Source organism: Aquirufa sp. ROCK-SH2, from assembly GCF_054558315.1.
Genome location: NZ_JBPXKB010000003.1, coordinates 108,257 through 127,446, shown reverse-complemented (window position 1 = coordinate 127,446; position 19,190 = coordinate 108,257). Strand labels below are relative to the sequence as shown.

Below are 19,190 nucleotides of genomic sequence, written 5' to 3'. Positions count from 1 at the left end.
TTCTATTCAAGTTCCATCATAAATGGCATCATTGTCAAAAAGCCTTCTCTTTTTTTCATTTTATCTAATTCCCAAATGGATTTTGCCCATGGAAATTTCGATTTTGTAAAACGTTCTTCTAAACTTGTTTCTGAGCTTGCTGAATCCAAAATTTCATCCAAAAATGATTTTGCTTTCGGATAAACCACCACTTTATACGAACCAGATTTCAATTTCACTTTATTGGCAGCTAATTCAATGGCCTTATCTAATCCACCCAATTCATCCACTAATCCAATCTCTTTCGCCTGAGAACCAGTCCATACTCGACCACCTGCCAACGATTTCAAACGCTGAATCGACATTTTTCTGCCTGCTGCAGCTTTAGAGGTAAAAGACTCATAACCTTGGTTAACCATATTTTGAACGACAGACTTTTCAAAATCTGACATTTGACCTAAAGAAGTCATAAAGCCTGAATTAGCATGTGTATTTACATGATCTTGCGTAATACCCAACTTATTTTTTAAGAAATTATCCAAATTTAGCCATTGTGCGAAAATCCCAATAGATCCAGTAATGGTAGTTGGCTGAGCAACAATAGCATCCGCTCCCATGGCCATGTAGTATCCACCCGAGGCTGCATAATTAGACATAGACGCAATGACAGGTTTTACTTTTTTGGCCAATAATATTTCTCTCCACATTATTTCAGAAGCCAAGGAAGATCCTCCTGGAGAATCGATTCTCAAAACAATAGCCTTTACCGATTTATTATCTCTTAATTTTTTCAACTCTTTGACAAAATCATCTGAACCAATACTTCCATCTCCCCCTTTTGTTCCCACAATTTCACCCTCAGCGATTAAAACACCTATTTTATCAGTCCCTTCCACTTTCTCAATTGGATTTTTAGCCTTCAAATAGTCGTTCAATTTCACATACGAAATATCGTCGCTTGTTTTGATCTTTAATTTATTTTTTAAAATAGATTCAAATTCATCCCAATATCCTAACTTCAACATTCCCAATTTTTCAGCATTTTTGGGATTATATGCTTGTAAGCTATCTGCAATTTTATTTAGCCTATCAACAGGTATATGAACGGATTTAGAAATTTTTGCAAAAACTTGTTGATTGATTGATTGCAGAAAAGATAAGGTTTGCATTTTGTTTTCCGCACTCATATCTTCTCGAATAAATGGTTCTACAGCTGATTTAAATTGACCAACTCGAAACACCATCGGCTCAATTTCTAATTTATCAAAAGCCTTTTTGAAGAACATGTATTGTGCACTAATTCCATTAAAATCTAACAAACCTGCAGGATTCAAATATACTTTATCTGAAACCGATGCGATGTAATACGCTTTTTCAGAATAAGCATTTGAATAGGTATAAACAAACTTTCCAGAGTTCTTGAATTTTTCAATCGCATCCCTGATTTCCGTTAATTGAGCAAATCCCGCCACAGGAAAACTAACATCCACATATAAACCTTTGATATTGGCATCCACTCGAGCTCTTTCTAGTGCTGCAATAATTTGAACCAATCCAACTGATTCTGTATTCGACAAAAATGGGCCTGCTAAATCAGAAAATGGATTTTCCTCTGTAGAGGCATTTTCAACAATGGGATGATTTAAATTTAATTTTAAAATCGAATTTTCTTTTACCTCGTATTCTGATTCAGAACTGCTCATAGCAGAACCTATTCCAACAATGAAAATAAAACTAAGTAATGAAAACAGAAATAAACCGATAATAGTCGCTAGGGTATATTTGACGAATTGCCACATAAATTGAAATGTTTAATTTGAATTACAAGTTTCGACATTATTTTACAAAAATTCAGTAAAATAATGTCGAATGGAAAAATTCTTCAAACAATGGAAATATAACTATCCGAAATTTTTACGATAATCTTCTCTTGACTGGCGAATTACTTCATGTGCAATTTCTCTTCCATAAACTTCATCTATATCTACTGCATTAGATGTTGTTTCTCCAGGTAGCATTTTATAGGTCCAAAAATAATGACGTAATCTTTGAACAATATCTTTTGGGGCATCAGAAATATCTCTCCATTTGCCATAAATAGGGTCATCTTTCAATACAGCAATGATTTTATCATCAGCTTCACCTTTATCAATCATACGAATTCCTCCAATCGGTATAGCTTGACAAAGGATATCTCCATGGGTGATGGCTCTTTCCGACAAAACCAAAATATCTAATGGGTCACCATCACCTTGTGTAATGTCTTTTCCTGAATATTTTCTGGCTAGTTCCGCAATTCCTTCTGCACAATAAGTTTGTGGTAAAAAACCATACAAAGCAGGTACGATATTGGAAAATTTTTGTGGACGGTCGATCTTCAAATACCCAGTTTGTTTATCAATTTCATATTTAACTGTATCTGTCGGTACAATTTCAATAAACGCTGTTACTTGTTCTGGCATTTGATCCCCTATTTGAATACCGTGCCATGGATGTGCTTTGAAAAAATTTCTATTCATAATATCTTTTATTTTATCTACTTAGGATTAAAATCTTGGCAAATTACAAAAATTCAATCAAATTCTTTTCAAGACCGCATGACATAAAACATAATATTAATACGACATTGACCACTTAAATTTTTAGGCTTTCCATTAAAATGATTAAATTTGCGGTTTGATTTTAAAAATATGATTTACCCTATCATTCCATACGGAGACCCAGTGCTAAGAAAAGTAGCGAAGGATATTGAATTTGGAAGTATTGATTTGATCAAACTTTCGGAAGATATGTTTGAAACGATGTATGCCGCAAGTGGAGTAGGCTTAGCTGCACCTCAAATTGGAAAAGATATTCGTCTTTTTGTGGTAGATGGTAGACCGATGAATGAAGGAGAAGATGAAGAAGATATTGATCCTTCATTGATTGATTTCAAAAAAGTATTTGTCAATCCAACTATCATTGATGAAACGGGCGAAGAATGGGGTTTTGAAGAAGGTTGTCTTTCTATTCCTGGAATTCGAGGAGAAGTTTTTAGACCTGAATACGTCAAAATACACTATTGGACAGAAAAGGGAGAGGAAAAGGAAGAAGTATTTGAAGGTTTAGCGGCAAGAATTATTCAGCACGAATATGATCATATAGAAGGAATCTTGTTCACGGATCACCTGAATGTGGTCAAAAAAAGATTAATAAAAAATAAATTAACAGACATTACAAAAGGTAAAGTTTCAGTTGATTATAAAATGAAATTTACCCGTTAAAAATAAAAAATGAAGATTTCTCTTAATTGGCTCAGCGATTTTATTGACATTTCAAAACTTCCTCAGAAAGGCAGCAACGAAGAACTTGACATACTTTTAACCAACACAGGCTTGGAAGTAGAAGGCATCGAAGCTCATGAAACTATTCCAGGAGGACTAAAAGGATTTGTGGTTGGTGAAGTATTGACATGTGAAAAATTTCAAGTCAAAGAAAAAACCTTGAGTTTAACAACAGTAGATGCAGGTTTAGATGAAATTTTAACCATTGTTTGTGGTGCATCAAATGTGGCACAAGGACAAAAAGTAATTGTTGCTACTCCAGGCACTACTTTATTTGATAAAGAAGGAAAAGAATTATTCAAAATCGAAAAAAGAAAGGTTTACGGTCAACCTTCCGAAGGAATGATTTGCGCAGAGGATGAAATTGGCATTGGCGATTCGCACGACGGTATATTAATACTTGATACTGCGCTAGCAAATGGTACTCCAGCAGCTCAATACTTTCAATTATCTTCGGACAATGTATTAGAAATTGGTCTAACACCCAATAGAGCCGATGCTGCCTCCCATTGGGGTGTAGCTAGAGATATTCGTGCAGTGAGTGGTATTGAAATCAAATTACCTTCTACTGATTCTTTCCGAGTAAATAATAATGATTTCCCGATTCAAATTGACATCAAAGATGATGGATGTACTCGTTTTTGTGGTTTAAGTATCGATCAAGTAAAAGTAGGTCCATCTCCAGAATGGTTACAGGAGCGATTAAAGGCGATTGGATTAAGACCTATTAATAACATCGTAGATATCACCAATTTTATTTGCCATGGTTTGGGTCAGCCCATGCATGCGTATGATTGGAATAAAATTCAAGGTGGAAAATTAATTGTTCAAACATTATCGGCAGGATCCATCTTCAAAACCTTAGATGGAATTGAAAGAAAACTTTCAGGAGAAGAGATCATGATTTCCGACGCAAATGGTCCAATAGGATTAGCAGGTGTAATGGGCGGAGAGGATTCTGGAATCCAAGAAAATACAACACGTGTATTTTTAGAAGTTGCCCATTTTAAACCCGAGAGAATTAGAAAAGCCTCTCAACAACATAGTTTAAAAACAGATGCTTCTTTTAGATTTGAAAGAGGAACAGATATCGAAGCAAAATTATTTGCTTTGAAATATGCGACCCTATTAATTCAAGAATTAGCTGGAGGTGTAGTTTCCTCTGAAATCACAGATATTTATCCCAACAAACCTGAATTAGCGGAAATTTCAACCACTTATCAGCGCATCAAAGATTGGATGGGTATTGAATTACCTCAAGAAAAAATTCAAGAGATTCTAACCTCTCTCGATTTTCAATTGAAGGATATTTCAAAAGATGGATTTACAGTTATTGCACCTGCCTATCGTGTAGATGTGACTCGTGAAGCAGATTTAATTGAAGAGATTTTACGTATTCATGGTTTAGATAATATCCCATTATCGGATCATTTAAGCGCTGCATTTGTTTCGGAATTTCCTGCATTGGACAAAGAAAAAATCCAACAAGACACTGCATTGAGTTTAGCAGCAAAGGGTTTTAATGAAATCATTTCAAATTCATTGACAAAAGCTGAATATCATACATTTATTCAAAGTGAATTAAATTTTGAAGATGTTGAAATCTTGAATAAGCTTTCCGAAGATTTGGGAGTATTGAGACAAAGCATGGTTTTCAATGGTTTGGAAGCCATATCTCATAATATCAACCGAAGACAAAAAGATTTAAAGTTTTTTGAATTTGGAAAAACCTATCATAAAAAAACGCCTAAATACCTTGAAAAAAGGCATTTAGCATTATATATGACGGGATTATTGAATGGTGAAACGTGGGATAATGCTCCTCAAAAAGTACAACTACACCATTTATATCAAGTTTGCCAGGCTATTATGGTCCAATTAGGAGGAAAAGCATTTGAAGCTGAAGCCATCGAAAAATCGAGTTTATTCGCTTACGGATTAAAAATTTCGATCCAGAAAAAAACTTGTTTAGAGCTTGGTATGGTACACCCCAATTTGGCAAATAAATTCGACATCAAACAAGATGTATTTATGGCTGATTTTGATTGGGATTATTGGTTAAAACAAGAGAAAAAAGATTTTACCTATCAAGAAATATCAAAATTCCCAGAAGTAAGAAGAGATTTATCTTTGGTAATAGATAAAACTACTACTTTCCAAGAAATCAAAAAAGTTGCTCAACAGACTGAGAAAACACTTCTTAAATCGATTAGTATTTTTGATGTATATGAAGGCAAAAATTTAGGTGAAGGAAAAAAATCTTATTCTGTTTGTTTCATTTTGCAAGATGAAAATCAAACGTTGACAGACAAAGTAATTGATTCAACAATGGAGAGATTGATGAAGAGTTTTGAAAAAGACTTAGGTGCAATAATTAGGAAATAAAGATAACTAAATCAATAAAAAAGCCCTTTTCAGGGCTTTTTTATTATCTCTTAAACATGTTTCCCACGTTTGGCATTTTCATTTTGCCATCTTGAACTTTGTTCATCATCTTCATCATTTTACGCATATCTTCAAATTGTTTCAGAAGATTATTGACTTGCTGAATAGATGTTCCAGAACCTTTGACGATTCTATTTTTTCGAGATGGATTTAAAATATCCGGATTCTGACGTTCCTTAATCGTCATAGATTGAATGATTGCTTCAATAGGTTTGAAAGAATCATTGGAAACATCTACATCTTTGATGGCTTGTCCCATGCCAGGAACCATTCCCATCAAATCTTTGATATTACCCATTTTCTTGATCTGCTGTAATTGAGCATAAAAATCTTCAAATGAGAAATTATTTTGACGTATTTTCTTATTTAAACGTGCTGCTTCGTCTTCATCAAAAGCTTGTTGAGCTCTTTCAACCAATGAAAGAACGTCGCCCATACCTAAGATACGGTTTGCCATACGATCAGGATAAAACTGATCCAAAGCCTCCATTTTCTCACCGGTAGAAATAAATTTAATTGGTTTTTCTACTACTTGGCGGATGGACAAAGCTGCACCACCACGAGAATCACCATCTAATTTCGTTAAAACAACGCCATCAAAATCCAATCGGTCATTGAAGGTTTTAGCTGTATTTACGGCATCTTGACCTGTCATGGAATCCACAACGAACAAAATTTCAGTCGGCTTTATGGCTTGTTTCACTGCTGCGATTTCATTCATCATCGCTTCATCTACTGCCAAACGTCCTGCAGTATCCACAATTACCACCTTCTTACCCATCTTGCGAGCATAAGAAAGTGCATTTTCTGCAATTGAAACAGCATTTTTATTTTCGGGCTCTGCGTAAACCTCTACTCCTACTTGCTCTCCCAAAACCTTCAACTGGTCGATAGCGGCAGGACGATAAATATCACATGCAACCAATAAAACTTGGCGACCTGACTTTTTGATATATTGAGCTAATTTTCCAGAAAACGTAGTCTTTCCTGATCCTTGTAAACCTGCTATTAAAACAACAGAAGGATCTCCTTTTAAATTAATTTCTTGTTTTTGACCACCCATCAAATTCGTCAATTCTTCATGAACGATTTTTACGAGTAATTGACCAGGTTCTACAGAAATAAGAATTTTTTGACCTAAGGCTTGCTCTTTAATGCGATCCGTAATCTCTTTTGCCACTTTATAGTTTACATCGGCGTCCATCAAAGCACGACGAATTTCCTTAACAGTAGCTGCTACGTTTACATCAGTAATACGACCGTTCCCCTTTAGGGTACGCATCGCGGTGGTCAATTTGGAACTTAAACTCTCAAACATATTCTTAATTAATTGAAAAAGGAATGCAATTTACGTTTTTTAAGGGAATTTTATTCAAATAAAATGGTCTTATTCTGATGAATAAATACACGATCTTCTAAAACCATTTTAATCGCTTTGGCTAAAACGATTTTTTCTACTTCTTTTCCCGCTTTAGACATATCTTTTGCCGATTGTGTATGGTTCACTGAAACAACATCTTGGCAAATTATTGGACCCTCGTCCAAATCATCTGTTACAAAATGAGCTGTTGCTCCGATGATTTTTACACCCCGATTAAATGCTTGTTGGTAGGGATTGGCACCTATAAATGCTGGCAAAAAGGAATGATGAATATTGATCATCTTTCCCAGATATTGAGATGCAAATTGAGAAGATAAAATTCGCATATATTTTGCCAGTATAATTAAATCAGGTTGATATTCTTCGATTTTACTTCCAATTAATTCTTCATGCGCTTCTCTCTCCATACCATCCGCAGAAATGAAATGGAATGGGATACCAAATTGTTTACAAATGGGTTCAAGCGTATCGTAATTACCAATGACTGCCTCAATCGAAAATGGCAAATCTTTGAATTGATTTTTGATTAAAAGATCTCCTAAACAATGATGTTCCTTTGTAACCAAAACTACGACCCTTTTTAAAAAGGGAGGAATAATTTCGACGATAGACTGAGCTGGCAATAAATCAATCATTTGATTCCTTAATTCCCCAATATCACAATGCCCAGTAAAAGAAATACGCATAAAAAAACGATTGCTAGGTTCATCAACAAATTCGTTTGTGCGGGTAACATTCAATAATTTATCAAAAAGTACGCCTGTTATTTTATGTACCAAACCCTTTTCGTCACTACAAGCAATCTTAATTACAGTCTCCATTAAAAAATATTGATAAATTTTACAAATTTACCCCAAAATAATGGAGTAAAAAAGATTTAGTATATACCTTTGCAGGATTATTGAATCTCATAGAAAAGATATTCACCAAACATTTAAATTACTGAAACGTAAAATGGAAAAAATTAAAGTAGCCAATCCGGTAGTGGAACTTGATGGCGATGAAATGACCCGTATTATTTGGAAGTTCATCAAGGACAAATTAATATTACCTTATTTAGATTTAGACATCAAATATTATGATTTAGGTGTAGAATATCGTGATGAGACCAATGATCAAGTTACTATTGAAGCTGCAGAGGCTATCAAAAAATATGGTGTAGGTATCAAATGTGCAACAATTACTCCTGATGAAGCTCGTGTAACTGAGTTTGATTTGAAGCAAATGTGGAAATCGCCCAATGGAACGATCCGTAACATTTTGGATGGAACTGTTTTCAGAGAGCCAATCGTTTGTTCAAATGTACCAAGATTAGTACCAAACTGGACTGCTCCTATCATGATTGGTCGTCACGCTTTTGGAGACCAATACCGTGCAACTGATTTTGTTACGAAAGGAAAAGGTAAATTAACGGTAACTTTCACTCCAGAAGATGGTGGTGAAGCACAATCTTTTGAAGTATATAATTTCAAAGGAGATGGTGTTGCTTTAACAATGTACAACACAGATGAGTCGATCAAAGGATTTGCTCACTCTTGTTTCAATATGGCTTTGAGCAAAGGATGGCCTTTATATTTATCAACTAAAAACACCATTTTGAAAAAATACGATGGTCGTTTTAAAGATATCTTTGAAGAAATCTACCAAAGTGATTACAAAGCGAAATTTGATGCTGCAGGAATCGTTTATGAGCACCGTTTAATTGATGACATGGTTGCATCTGCTTTGAAGTGGAATGGTAATTTTGTTTGGGCTTGTAAAAATTATGACGGAGACGTTCAATCAGATACAGTTGCTCAAGGTTTCGGTTCATTGGGATTAATGACTTCGGTATTAATTACTCCAGATGGTAAAGTGATGGAAGCAGAAGCTGCACATGGTACCGTTACTCGTCACTATCGTGATCACCAAGCTGGAAAACCAACTTCAACAAATCCAATCGCATCAATCTTTGCTTGGACAAGAGGTTTAGAATTCCGTGGTAAATTAGATAACAACAATGCTTTGATTCATTTCTGCCAAACCTTAGAAAAAGTTTGTGTTGAAACGGTAGAATCAGGTAAAATGACGAAAGATTTAGCTGTTTGTATTCATGGAAACAAAGTAAACCATGGAGAACATTATTTATATACAGAAGAATTCTTAGCTGCATTAGATCAAAATTTACAAGCAGCGTTGGCAAAGTAATATTTGTTGATTTTCAATTAAAAAAGCTCAAGAATTTTATTCTTGAGCTTTTTTATTGACTGAACTTAAAATTTCTATTTGGAAATAATCAAGGCTTTTTCGTAAACGTGATTAGATGCATTTAGGATTAAAAAGTATTTTCCTTCTCCTAGTTCACTCACATTAAATCCATAAACACCGTCTTCATTTATTTTACCGTTTAACATCTGTCTTCCATCAAAGCTGTATAAAGCATAAGTAGCATTTTTAAGATTTGAAATGGATTGTACATTGACCAAATCATTTGCTTTCGCAGGATTTGGATAAATTGTCAAGCCACCATCTTCAGGTACTTTATAGGTATAATCGGCAAAAGCTGAAATACAAGTTGGACCATTCACGTATTTTTTAGCGACAGCAACACCATAATTTCCTGAATCAAATACCCGCAAATAAGCTCCATTTTCAGTTAAAATATTTTTATTAAACGTCCAATAATAATCAGTGTCAATCAATTTTAGCCCTCCATATAAATAATATGGAGAAGTCATCGTGATTGTTGTAGGTTCTGGTGTTGAATACAATTTAGTTTTAACAGGGGATGAAAAATCAGATTTACAATTATTATCATCGATGGTATACACTTGAAAAACCCCTGCTTTATCTACAATTATTGACTTATTCGTTTCACCTGTTTTCCATACAAATTTTGAAGCGCCATTTGTAGCGACTAATTCAACGGTTTTTCCGGAACAAATCAAAGTATCACCAATCGCATTAATGATGGGTTTAACAGGATTAGGATTAACTTTAACGTACAAAGGATTTGAAAAAGGAGAAACACATTGATGAAAATCAATAGTTTTAACTTGAAACATTCCAGTTTTTGAAACTAGCAAAGAATCGACAGTTTGACCCGAATTCCATTCAAATCGGCCTGCACCATTAATGGCTTGTAATTTCACCAATCCACCATCGCAAAAGACCGTATCACCCTTTGCTATAACATTCGGGCTAAAGGGATTAGGCCAAACGGTTACATAAATATTATTGGAAGGTTTTGATTGACATTTATTGGAATCAATAGTAGCAACATGGTAAATGCCTGATTTAGCAACTTTGATGGATGTTAAATTTTCTCCCGTTGACCAAATCAATTTATCAGCTCCCATGCTTGCAAGTAATTCAACTGATTTACCTTCGCAGAATAGGGTATCACTTGCAGCAGAAACGACAGGTGGTGTTGGCAGAGCTAATGCTGTAATTTTCAAGGAATCGGAATAATCGGATTTACAATTATTCGCATCTATGGTTACCACTTTGGCATACATCGATTTCCTTATACTGACAAGTTGAGTTTTTTCACCTGTATTCCATTCATATTTGCCGAGCCCATTTGTAGCCATCAAATCGGCTTTAAGGCCGTCACAAAATGTAGTACTGGAATTAGCAATTACCAACGGTTTATTGGGCTTAGGCAATTTGGTCAGCTTGATGGTATTTGATGTTACAAAACAATTATTCTTATCTACAACATGCACTTGAAAAGAGCCCGAACCAGCTAACTTAATCGATTGTGTTGTATCGCCCGAAATCCATTGATAAGATTTATACTCACTTTTAACAAATAACTCATTTATGGTTCCATCACAATAAGTGGAATCCTTCGTTACGTTTAAAACCAAAGCGGGAGTCAACGTAAAATTATTTACACGAAAACTAGGCACTTTAAATCTCAATCCAATACTATCAACCAAAACAAGCGAATAAAAGTCAGGTACTAAATTTGAATATTCTAAGCTCGAACCAACATATTGATTCGAAGAATTATATAATTCTACCTTTGCTTTGCTAGAATTAATCACAAAATGATTGGAATTATTCGTTCCACAATCTTTGGATAAAATTGGCAATAAATTCGCAGAAGTGGGTTGGGAAGCTGCTAGAAAATCAGGGTTGATTTTATTTAACCAAGTATTGGCTACCTGATTAAAATAATCTTTAGTAAAATGCACGCAATAGGAGTCTAAATCACCTTTACGGGGAATTTCAATATCATCCGTATATGGTCCTTGAAATAACTGTGATAAGTTAGAATCCGTTAAAAATTGTAATTGAGCATCGGCAATTTGGCTATTATAATCTACGACACAAGTACCATTATCATTCCTGATTGCATAAAAAGAGGCTTGAGCAATTACCCAAGGAATATCTTCACCAATATCTTTTCTAAAAGTAGAAATTAATTCTTTCAAGTAGCTTTTATAAACACTAGGCAACATTCGTTGATAGGAATCTGTTTCACCATTGTGCCACAAAACAGCGCGAATGCCATTCTTTTTTCCATAAATTTCTGCTGCTTTTTTCAAATTCATGTATGGATAACCGTCTTGATAATACAAACCTGCTACCCAAGGATTTTCCGTTAACAGTCCTCTAGAAGACTCAGCCCAGTTTCTAATAGAGGTTCCTCCCCAAGCTGCATTAAAAAAGCAAATAGGAACATTGTATTTTTTCGCAAGAGAGTCTCCTAAATTTGCCCAATAATAATTAGTTCCACCTGTTGGTCCAATGATTGCATCCTTACTAAGTTGCTTGTATACATTTTCAGGAAAATCAAAACTCCCATTTGGAATAGGAAGAAAATCATCACTTGCTCCACTGACTGAACTTATCCGATTACTAAAACTAGCAGAATTCACTCGATCATCTAATGCACCAACATCACCAGGATACTTTTCGACACCTTGAGCATTAGATTGCCCGGCAATGATAAAGTTTTCACCGACTCCTACTCTAGACAAGGTAACAGAATCCATTTCAATTCCATTGGATATTAATTTTATCTTCAGGGAATACCACCCTCCTTTGGCTGTAATTTTGCCTTGGTAAAAACCGCCCAATGGATTCTTGTCTAAATCAGTCCATGGAATCGCGGTACCTTGATTCGCTTGTACTGGCACGAGTTGATATCGAATTAATGTGGCATTCGATGGGCAATTTCCTAATACAGAAAATTCAGCTTGATTATCATTATTTCTTTGAAAGACTTGTCTTTGATATGGATAATTAATTGATAGTTGTGCCGAAGCGAACAGAGGCAGAAGTAACAAGAAAATAATAAATCTTAGACGCATTAATCGATTGAATTTTTCTAAATGAATGTAAAAATACCAATAATTTTTAAAATTTCCCCTTAAAACAAAGAAAGGTCATTTCGTAAACGAAATGACCTTTCAAGAATTTTTAAAATCAATTATTCAGCAACAACTGAAAAAGAAATTTTATGCTTTACCTCTTTGTGCAAATCTAAAGTAGCAGAGTAATCACCTACCATTTTCACTTCAGAATCAATAGAAATTTTCTTACGATCTACATCGAATCCTTTTTCTTTCAATAAATCTGAAATTTGTAAGCTAGTTACACGACCGAAGATTTTACCACTATCTCCTGTCTTAGCAGGAATAGTTAATGCTAATTCGCCAATTGAAGCAGCTAAATCTAAAGCATCCTGACGAATTTTCTCTACCTTGTGAGCAGCTTGCTTTACATTTTCAGCTAATACTTTACGATTGGATGGAGTTGCCATTACTGCAAATCCTTGAGGGATTAAATAATTACGACCATATCCTGGCTTTACTGCCACAACGTCATTCTTATATCCTAATCCAGCAATATCCGTTTTTAATATTATTTCCATTTTACGTTATAATCAAATGTTTATTGGATTAACCAGATCTATTTTAAGCCATCAGCTACATAAGGCATTAAAGCCAAATGACGAGCTCTCTTGATTGCTTGTGCTACTTTACGTTGAAACTTCAAAGAAGTACCAGTAATACGACGTGGTAAAATTTTACCTTGCTCGTTTACTAATTTTAATAAGTAGTCTGGATTCTTGTAATCGATGTATTTGATACCAGATTTCTTAAATCGGCAATACTTTTTACGATTACTATTTTTATCTACAGGTTCGTTTACAAGTGTCATATTATGCTTCTGTTTTTTCTGGTTTTCTACCTACTAAACCTTTTTTCTTCTTTTCATTATAAGCAACTGCATGCTTATCCAATGATGTTGATAAGAAACGAATCACGCGCTCATCACGCTTGTATTCTAATTCTAACTTCGCAATCAAAGTAGGCTCCGCTAAAAATTCAAATATTTGGTAATATCCAGTGTGCTTGTTTTGAATTGGATAAGCTAACTTACGTAAGCCCCAAGCCTCTTCGTTCACAATTTGTGCACCGTTATCTACCAACAGCTTTTTGAATTTTTCAACGGCGTCCTTCGTCTGTTGCTCAGACAAAACGGGAGTTAAAATGAACACCGTCTCATAGTTTTTTAATTCCATAAAAATTGTTGTTTGTAAAAAAATAAAAATTTGGACTGCAAAAGTAGAAAAAAATACTTTAAAATCAAAACATCCAAAAAATTATAATTATCGAACCTCAAAAGAGCCTAGTCCGATTAAGAATCCTTCCGAATAAAGTTCTATTTCATGCTTCCCTTCGCGATAGGCACCTGGTCTAGCATAAATAAACTCTACAGATTGATGATTGTTTTCGTAAAAAATTCTTTGCTTGGCCGTATAAGCCAATTCTTTCCCTTTGAAAGTAAACATTCCTGACCCTAATGAATAATCAGATAAGGTATTTCCTGTTGGTTCTATGATTCGCAAATAGACTGTTTTAATCTCTTTTGTTGCTAAACTATTTTCCTGCAAATGGAACATGACACGAATTTTCTCAATCTTTCTAGCTTTCTGATTATTCACACCAACCTCTTTCCCTCTCGATGAAATAGCATAGACATTCACGCCTTCAGCTCTTAATGCAGCAGCTACATTCACCATTTCAGCTAATTCTTGGTTTTTAACTTCTAAAATCCTAGATCGCTCACTTAACTCTCTTTGCTTTACTCCAAATGTCAAACTGGAATCTTTCAAAGCTTTTTGCACATTACTTAGGCCATCCTGTAAGATTTTAGCCTCTCGGCTCAAAGAATCATTTCTTGCAATCAATGCCACATTTTCTTTTTTCAAACGCTTGATTTCAAGATCTTTTTGCCCCAACAATCTCAAATAATAAGAGAGTTTCTTTTTAAAATCTTCTTCATCCATCTTTGGATTAGTCGCCAATTCTTTTTGATCTCCTAAAATTTGTTGTTTAGCAAGCTCCAACTCATTGACCCTTCCTCCCAACTTTTTTATTTCAACCAATTTCAAATTCAATTGATTAGCGATGGAATCCAATTGGTTGTTGGCATTATTAACAAACTCTTCTTTTGATTTAGGTAGAAATGGAATATTCAAGTCCCATTTCTCATTTGCCCACATTCCTGCAAATAATACGACCAAAATTGATAATAAAAGCACCACACTGTTGGGCTTTTTGGGTTCAATATGGTTTGAATCGTTTTCCATCATATATGCAAATAAATAATTGCTCGATTAATTTAATCGTTTCAAAAATAATAAATTAATTTTGAATTCAAATTAATCTTTTTCAAGAACTCAAAATGTCCATTTCAGATAATTTATCAGTCATTCTCAATCAATTAAAAAATAGTTCCGCCAAATTAATTGCTGTAACTAAAACTAGAAGCATTGAAGAGCTGCAAGAAACCTATCAAGCAGGTATTGTCGACTTCGGAGAAAACCGTGTTCAGGAAATGATTGAAAAATATGAGCAACTGCCTAAAGATATCAGATGGCATCAAATTGGCCATTTACAAACCAATAAAGTAAAATACATCGCCCCATTTGTCTTTTTAATTCATTCTGTCGATTCTTTCAAACTTTTAAAAGAAATAAATACCCAAGCCGTCAAAAACAATCGGATAATTGATTGCTTATTACAAATGTATATCGCTCAAGAAGAAACTAAATTTGGCCTAGACCTAGAAGAAGTATTAAGCATGGTACAGTTGGATGCATTCAAAGAACTGAAAAACATCCGCATTGTTGGACTTATGGGTATGGCTAGTTTCACCGAAAATGAAGAGCAAATTAGAAAAGAATTCAACTCTTTATACCTCTTTTTTGAGCAACTAAAATCAGACCAAATAGGACTAGAAACGGGCCTAGTAGAATGGAAAGAGCTTTCTATGGGTATGTCTTCCGACTACCTTTTGGCAGCAGAATTAGGCTCCACTTTGGTTAGGGTTGGTTCGGCAATTTACGGGGCAAGGCATTGATTTTATAAAATCCCAAAACAGCCATTTCAAGCAAAAACAAAATCAGAGATAACCACAAATAATACTTCGAGGCATTCTCAATTTGAAAGTCGCCAGATGCGATTTTGAAAGTATCTGTCGGATCCAATACCTCGACATTCGGGTACTTTGCATAATGACTTTTCAAGTCCTCATGCGAATAGGTAACAGTTTCGCTTTCAGACTTTGGATAATTGATTGCCCAAATTCCCAATTTTTCATTTCCAGCAAAAACAGCATAAAACCCATTCAATGCTACACCTGTTTCCACTGAAGAAGGTAATCGGCAATTCCAATGATCACCCATCCATTCCTGCTCAGGAACAAATTCCATGGTCGAATTTTTAAATTTCAACAATTGTTTTTCCTTATTAACAAACTGAAAATCTTTCTTTGGAAAAATGGAAAACACTTTTTTTTGATAGATCAAATTAAGCGGCTCTGAATAACAATTCTGTAAAACTATTTCTTGAAAAATAGGCAAAAATAAACTGTGTTTTTGAAAAGCAATCCCTGCCTCCAAAACATCTGCAGCGAAAAGAAATAGATGTCCCTTCCCTATTGGAATATTCTCCAAATAAGAATTCCCCTTTGTAGTAGATAAAATTGAACTTTTCGATTTAGGTAAAATCAAAGAAATTCGAGAATCCCATGTTTTTAAATTCTCAGCCATGGAATTCAATGGAATAATTTTTCTAAAAAATGCTTGATTAAAACTTGGATGAATGACAGATAAGCCTTCCTCAGAATTAAGTGAAATCTTTTTTTGCCCCCAAAAGAGATTCAAAAATCGAATAGCTTGATTATTTTGTCCCGCGCTAGGAATTAAGATCATCGACTGCCCATTGGATAGGCGTTGTAGGAGCATTTGCCATTCTGTGTCAGTGAAATTTTCTACACCATGAATAATGGTAAATCCATGGGAAGTATTGCCTTGTGAAATCCACTTCTCTTTCGTGATTGGATCAAAATCGAAAAGCGAGTCGGGTTCAAAAACCCTTCTAAGGGGTAAATCAAATTGACCATTTTGCACAAAATACACTTTTTGCGCCTTGGAGGTGCTGAGGACAAAATGGTATTTATTATCAAAAATCACTTCATCATCCAGGATAAAATGTGCTGGAAAATCACCATTACTCGGAAGAGAAAGTTCAAAATCCAAGTCACAAAAACCACTTGGATTAAAGCTAATTACTTGATTACTCAACAAAAAATCATTCAAGTAAAACCCAATTGTGCGCCGTTTGGAAGAACGAGTCATCGTACTATTTTTCAGTCGCAATTTTACCTTGAATTTTTCCTTTAATTGAATAAATCCATCTTCCACCCAAAGACTATCCACAATAATATTTTCCCCTAAGGCCTTTGAAATGGGCAATAGTTTAACCTGTTGATTCTTTTTGAATGCAGGTATTTCTTTGTTTTTAGGAAAATCAGAAATCCATACATAAGTGGGGTCTTGATTTTCACCATCTGATAAATTTTCAAACTGGTTAATGACCGATTTAGCTAAAGGATTTTGAATACTTGGTTCAATTTTATACCAATTTGATTTTATTTCATTGGAAGAGCTCCATTCAAAATCGCGCGCTTGAAACTCATTGAAAAAAAAACGAATATTTTTGGAAGGGGAAGGTTCTATTTGATTTTTAGTCGCCAAAAATCCCTTTCGATTACCTAAAATCAAACTCGGATGATTATCTAAATAGAACATGTAACTGCCTTCTTTTTTAATTGTTTTTGGCAAAAAAGTCCATTGGGGTTTAGCAAAAGCCAAAATCAAACAAATCAATGCTAATATTCGCAAAATCAATAATAAGATATTTTTCCAATCCTTACTTCCCTTTGACAAATCGGTATTTAAAGCAAGCCACCTTAAATCAGAAAAATATGCACTTTGCTTATTTTTTTTCTGATAAAAATGTAACCAAATGGGTACTGCTACACCCAAAAGTGCCCATAAAATTCCAGGATTTCCGAAAAATGAATTCATGATGGCTAAAAATACAAAATCCCAATCTTTCGATCGGGATTTTGAACAAATATTGTTGAATAATTAGCGTGTGATAGACACGATTTCAAATTCTAATTTTCCAGCAGGTGCTTGAATTTCAGCTAAATCTCCTACTTTTTTACCTAGCAATCCTTTTCCAAAAGGAGAAGAGGAAGAAATTTTACCAGCTCGTAAATCAGCTTCTTCTTCCGAAACAATCGTATATGTAACTGTTGCCCCAGATTTGGTATTTTTAATTTGAACGATGGAATAGATGGACACTTTGGAAGTATCAATAGTAGATTCATCTAAAACTCTAGCATTGGCAACAATTTGCTCCATTTTAGAAATTTTCAATTCCAAAAGTCCTTGAGCATCTTTTGCTGCATCATATTCAGCATTCTCACTTAAATCACCCTTATCACGTGCCTCCGCAATTTGCTTTGCCATATCAGAACGACCCTGAATTTTCAAGTGATGAAGTTCAGCCTTTAATTTATCCAACGCTTCTGCTGTGTAATATTGAAAATTTGCCATGTTTTTATCGTTTTTTCAATGAATTTATAGGGTTATAAAAAACAAAATAGAACGGCTTCCGACCGTTCTACTTATTTTATTTGTAGTTTTGTTTCGGATCCAGACTATTGTAAATATCTTGTTTTTAGCACCATTTTGTTTTTTACAAGTGCAAAGGTAATCAAAATCCAAATATATTACCAAATAAAAACATTTTACCAGAAAGGATAAATCTTAGAAATTAGAGATATGCGAATTATATTTTTCGGAACACCGGAATTTGCCGTAGCAAGTTTACAAGCCTTGGTTGAAGCGAACATGAATGTAGTTGCTGTTGTAACGGCACCTGACAAACCTGCGGGCAGAGGTCAACAAATTCAGTCGTCTCCGGTTAAAATATATGCTGAGAGTCAAGGTTTACCGATTCTTCAACCAGAAAAATTGAAAAATCCTGCATTCTTGGATGAACTTAAATCCTACCAGGCAGATTTACAAATCATTGTAGCTTTCAGAATGTTGCCAGAACAAGTTTGGAATATGCCAAAAATGGGAAGCTTTAATTTACATGCCTCTTTATTGCCCAATTACAGAGGCGCTGCTCCCATCCATTGGGCAGTTATTAATGGAGAAGTTGAAACAGGTGTTACTACTTTCTTTTTACAACATGAAATTGACACGGGAGACTTGTTATTTCAAGAAAAAGAAGCCATTTCTGATACTGATACCACAGGTGAATTATATGAGCGATTGATGCTTAAAGGTGCAAAATTAGTGGTTAAAACGGTTCTCGCCATTGAAAATGGCACAACAAATCCAAGCCCTCAAATTGAATCTTCTGATTTAAAAATTGCCCCTAAATTACATCGAGCTACCGGAGAAATCCATTGGTCAAAAACAGGAAAAGAAATTTATAATTTGGTCAGAGGCATGAACCCATTCCCTTCTGCACACACCGTTTTTCAAGGAAAAAATTGCAAAGTTTACCAAGTAGCCTATCATCCTCAAATTATTCCAAGTTTGGGGATTGGAATATGGGACACTGACCAAAAAAGTTTTTTACGAGTGGGTTGTCAGGATGGATTCATTGAAATCCTAGAATGGCAAATGGAAGGCAAAAAACGATTGAAAATAGAAGATTTCTTAAGGGGATACTCATTTTCCTTTTAAGGTT

General features: G+C 34.7%; 16 protein-coding genes. 5 read left to right on the top strand and 11 right to left on the bottom strand.

Features of this window, described 5'->3' with window-relative positions:
* Positions 1 to 2: 2 nt before the first annotated feature.
* Positions 3 to 1,778, bottom strand: coding sequence for a signal peptide peptidase SppA (sppA, locus tag V7S79_RS07680; RefSeq protein ID WP_459489989.1), 1,776 nt, complete (start codon positions 1,776 to 1,778; stop codon positions 3 to 5).
* Positions 1,779 to 1,880: 102 nt separating this feature from the next.
* Positions 1,881 to 2,498, bottom strand: a complete 618-nt coding sequence (locus V7S79_RS07675) for an inorganic pyrophosphatase (RefSeq protein ID WP_459489988.1) — start codon at positions 2,496 to 2,498, stop codon at positions 1,881 to 1,883.
* Between the two features lie 171 nt (positions 2,499 to 2,669).
* Between V7S79_RS07675 and def the strand changes: the two genes are divergently transcribed.
* Positions 2,670 to 3,242 (top strand): peptide deformylase, encoded by a 573-nt coding sequence (gene def / locus V7S79_RS07670; protein ID WP_459489987.1) that lies wholly within the window; start codon positions 2,670 to 2,672, stop codon positions 3,240 to 3,242.
* Positions 3,243 to 3,251: 9 nt separating this feature from the next.
* The gene (gene pheT, locus V7S79_RS07665) at positions 3,252 to 5,687 is read left to right on the top strand and encodes a phenylalanine--tRNA ligase subunit beta (RefSeq protein ID WP_459489986.1); all 2,436 of its coding nucleotides are present in this window, start codon (positions 3,252 to 3,254) and stop codon (positions 5,685 to 5,687) included.
* Positions 5,688 to 5,730: 43 nt separating this feature from the next.
* On the opposite strand, the gene ffh is transcribed toward pheT, so the two are convergent.
* Positions 5,731 to 7,065 carry a signal recognition particle protein gene (gene ffh / locus V7S79_RS07660; protein WP_459489985.1) on the bottom strand — a complete coding sequence of 445 codons (1,335 nt, stop codon included), beginning with the start codon at positions 7,063 to 7,065 and terminating at the stop codon, positions 5,731 to 5,733.
* Between the two features lie 50 nt (positions 7,066 to 7,115).
* Positions 7,116 to 7,949 (bottom strand): formyltetrahydrofolate deformylase, encoded by an 834-nt coding sequence (gene purU / locus V7S79_RS07655; RefSeq protein ID WP_459489984.1) that lies wholly within the window; start codon positions 7,947 to 7,949, stop codon positions 7,116 to 7,118.
* Positions 7,950 to 8,082: 133 nt separating this feature from the next.
* Here purU and V7S79_RS07650 point away from each other — a divergent pair, with 133 nt between their 5' ends.
* Positions 8,083 to 9,315 carry an isocitrate dehydrogenase (NADP(+)) gene (locus V7S79_RS07650; RefSeq protein WP_459489983.1) on the top strand — a complete coding sequence of 411 codons (1,233 nt, stop codon included), beginning with the start codon at positions 8,083 to 8,085 and terminating at the stop codon, positions 9,313 to 9,315.
* A gap of 74 nt (positions 9,316 to 9,389) precedes the next feature.
* Here V7S79_RS07650 and V7S79_RS07645 read toward each other — a convergent pair whose 3' ends face one another.
* From V7S79_RS07645 to V7S79_RS07625, 5 genes are all read right to left on the bottom strand, one after another.
* Positions 9,390 to 12,431 carry a sialate O-acetylesterase gene (locus tag V7S79_RS07645; RefSeq protein WP_459489982.1) on the bottom strand — a complete coding sequence of 1,014 codons (3,042 nt, stop codon included), beginning with the start codon at positions 12,429 to 12,431 and terminating at the stop codon, positions 9,390 to 9,392.
* Positions 12,432 to 12,550: 119 nt separating this feature from the next.
* Positions 12,551 to 12,994: a 50S ribosomal protein L9 gene (gene rplI, locus V7S79_RS07640; protein ID WP_459489981.1), complete on the bottom strand. Its 444-nt coding sequence runs from the start codon at positions 12,992 to 12,994 to the stop codon at positions 12,551 to 12,553.
* Positions 12,995 to 13,032: 38 nt separating this feature from the next.
* Positions 13,033 to 13,284 carry a 30S ribosomal protein S18 gene (gene rpsR / locus V7S79_RS07635; protein WP_459489980.1) on the bottom strand — a complete coding sequence of 84 codons (252 nt, stop codon included), beginning with the start codon at positions 13,282 to 13,284 and terminating at the stop codon, positions 13,033 to 13,035.
* Between the two features lies 1 nt (position 13,285).
* Entirely contained in the window at positions 13,286 to 13,648 is a 363-nt protein-coding gene (gene rpsF / locus V7S79_RS07630; protein ID WP_459489979.1) for a 30S ribosomal protein S6, read from the bottom strand.
* 87 nt (positions 13,649 to 13,735) lie between these two features.
* Positions 13,736 to 14,719 carry a hypothetical protein gene (locus V7S79_RS07625; protein ID WP_459489978.1) on the bottom strand — a complete coding sequence of 328 codons (984 nt, stop codon included), beginning with the start codon at positions 14,717 to 14,719 and terminating at the stop codon, positions 13,736 to 13,738.
* Between the two features lie 95 nt (positions 14,720 to 14,814).
* Between V7S79_RS07625 and V7S79_RS07620 the strand changes: the two genes are divergently transcribed.
* The gene (locus V7S79_RS07620; RefSeq protein WP_459489977.1) at positions 14,815 to 15,492 is read left to right on the top strand and encodes a YggS family pyridoxal phosphate-dependent enzyme; all 678 of its coding nucleotides are present in this window, start codon (positions 14,815 to 14,817) and stop codon (positions 15,490 to 15,492) included.
* Here the strand turns inward: V7S79_RS07620 and V7S79_RS07615 are convergent.
* Together V7S79_RS07615 and greA are read right to left on the bottom strand one after the other, a co-directional pair.
* On the bottom strand, positions 15,455 to 17,503 hold the full coding sequence (locus V7S79_RS07615; RefSeq protein ID WP_459489976.1) for a BatA domain-containing protein: 2,049 nt from the start codon (positions 17,501 to 17,503) through the stop codon (positions 15,455 to 15,457). The genes V7S79_RS07620 and V7S79_RS07615 overlap by 38 nt on opposite strands.
* 63 nt (positions 17,504 to 17,566) lie before the next feature.
* Positions 17,567 to 18,040 carry a transcription elongation factor GreA gene (gene greA / locus V7S79_RS07610; protein ID WP_459489975.1) on the bottom strand — a complete coding sequence of 158 codons (474 nt, stop codon included), beginning with the start codon at positions 18,038 to 18,040 and terminating at the stop codon, positions 17,567 to 17,569.
* A 228-nt stretch (positions 18,041 to 18,268) separates the two neighbouring features.
* On the opposite strand from greA, the gene fmt reads away from it, so the two are divergent.
* Positions 18,269 to 19,186, top strand: a complete 918-nt coding sequence (gene fmt, locus V7S79_RS07605; protein ID WP_459489974.1) for a methionyl-tRNA formyltransferase — start codon at positions 18,269 to 18,271, stop codon at positions 19,184 to 19,186.
* Positions 19,187 to 19,190: the final 4 nt, after the last annotated feature.

What these genes read in the sequence shown, in the direction of transcription:
- sppA (WP_459489989.1), bottom strand. Translation starts at nt 1,778, where the DNA reads ATGTGGCAATTCGTCAAATATACCCTAGCGACTATTATCGGTTTATTT.
- V7S79_RS07675 (WP_459489988.1), bottom strand. Translation starts at nt 2,498, where the DNA reads ATGAATAGAAATTTTTTCAAAGCACATCCATGGCACGGTATTCAAATA.
- def (WP_459489987.1), top strand. Translation starts at nt 2,670, where the DNA reads ATGATTTACCCTATCATTCCATACGGAGACCCAGTGCTAAGAAAAGTA.
- pheT (WP_459489986.1), top strand. Translation starts at nt 3,252, where the DNA reads ATGAAGATTTCTCTTAATTGGCTCAGCGATTTTATTGACATTTCAAAA.
- ffh (WP_459489985.1), bottom strand. Translation starts at nt 7,065, where the DNA reads ATGTTTGAGAGTTTAAGTTCCAAATTGACCACCGCGATGCGTACCCTA.
- purU (WP_459489984.1), bottom strand. Translation starts at nt 7,949, where the DNA reads ATGGAGACTGTAATTAAGATTGCTTGTAGTGACGAAAAGGGTTTGGTA.
- V7S79_RS07650 (WP_459489983.1), top strand. Translation starts at nt 8,083, where the DNA reads ATGGAAAAAATTAAAGTAGCCAATCCGGTAGTGGAACTTGATGGCGAT.
- V7S79_RS07645 (WP_459489982.1), bottom strand. Translation starts at nt 12,431, where the DNA reads ATGCGTCTAAGATTTATTATTTTCTTGTTACTTCTGCCTCTGTTCGCT.
- rplI (WP_459489981.1), bottom strand. Translation starts at nt 12,994, where the DNA reads ATGGAAATAATATTAAAAACGGATATTGCTGGATTAGGATATAAGAAT.
- rpsR (WP_459489980.1), bottom strand. Translation starts at nt 13,284, where the DNA reads ATGACACTTGTAAACGAACCTGTAGATAAAAATAGTAATCGTAAAAAG.
- rpsF (WP_459489979.1), bottom strand. Translation starts at nt 13,648, where the DNA reads ATGGAATTAAAAAACTATGAGACGGTGTTCATTTTAACTCCCGTTTTG.
- V7S79_RS07625 (WP_459489978.1), bottom strand. Translation starts at nt 14,719, where the DNA reads ATGGAAAACGATTCAAACCATATTGAACCCAAAAAGCCCAACAGTGTG.
- V7S79_RS07620 (WP_459489977.1), top strand. Translation starts at nt 14,815, where the DNA reads ATGTCCATTTCAGATAATTTATCAGTCATTCTCAATCAATTAAAAAAT.
- V7S79_RS07615 (WP_459489976.1), bottom strand. Translation starts at nt 17,503, where the DNA reads ATGAATTCATTTTTCGGAAATCCTGGAATTTTATGGGCACTTTTGGGT.
- greA (WP_459489975.1), bottom strand. Translation starts at nt 18,040, where the DNA reads ATGGCAAATTTTCAATATTACACAGCAGAAGCGTTGGATAAATTAAAG.
- fmt (WP_459489974.1), top strand. Translation starts at nt 18,269, where the DNA reads ATGCGAATTATATTTTTCGGAACACCGGAATTTGCCGTAGCAAGTTTA.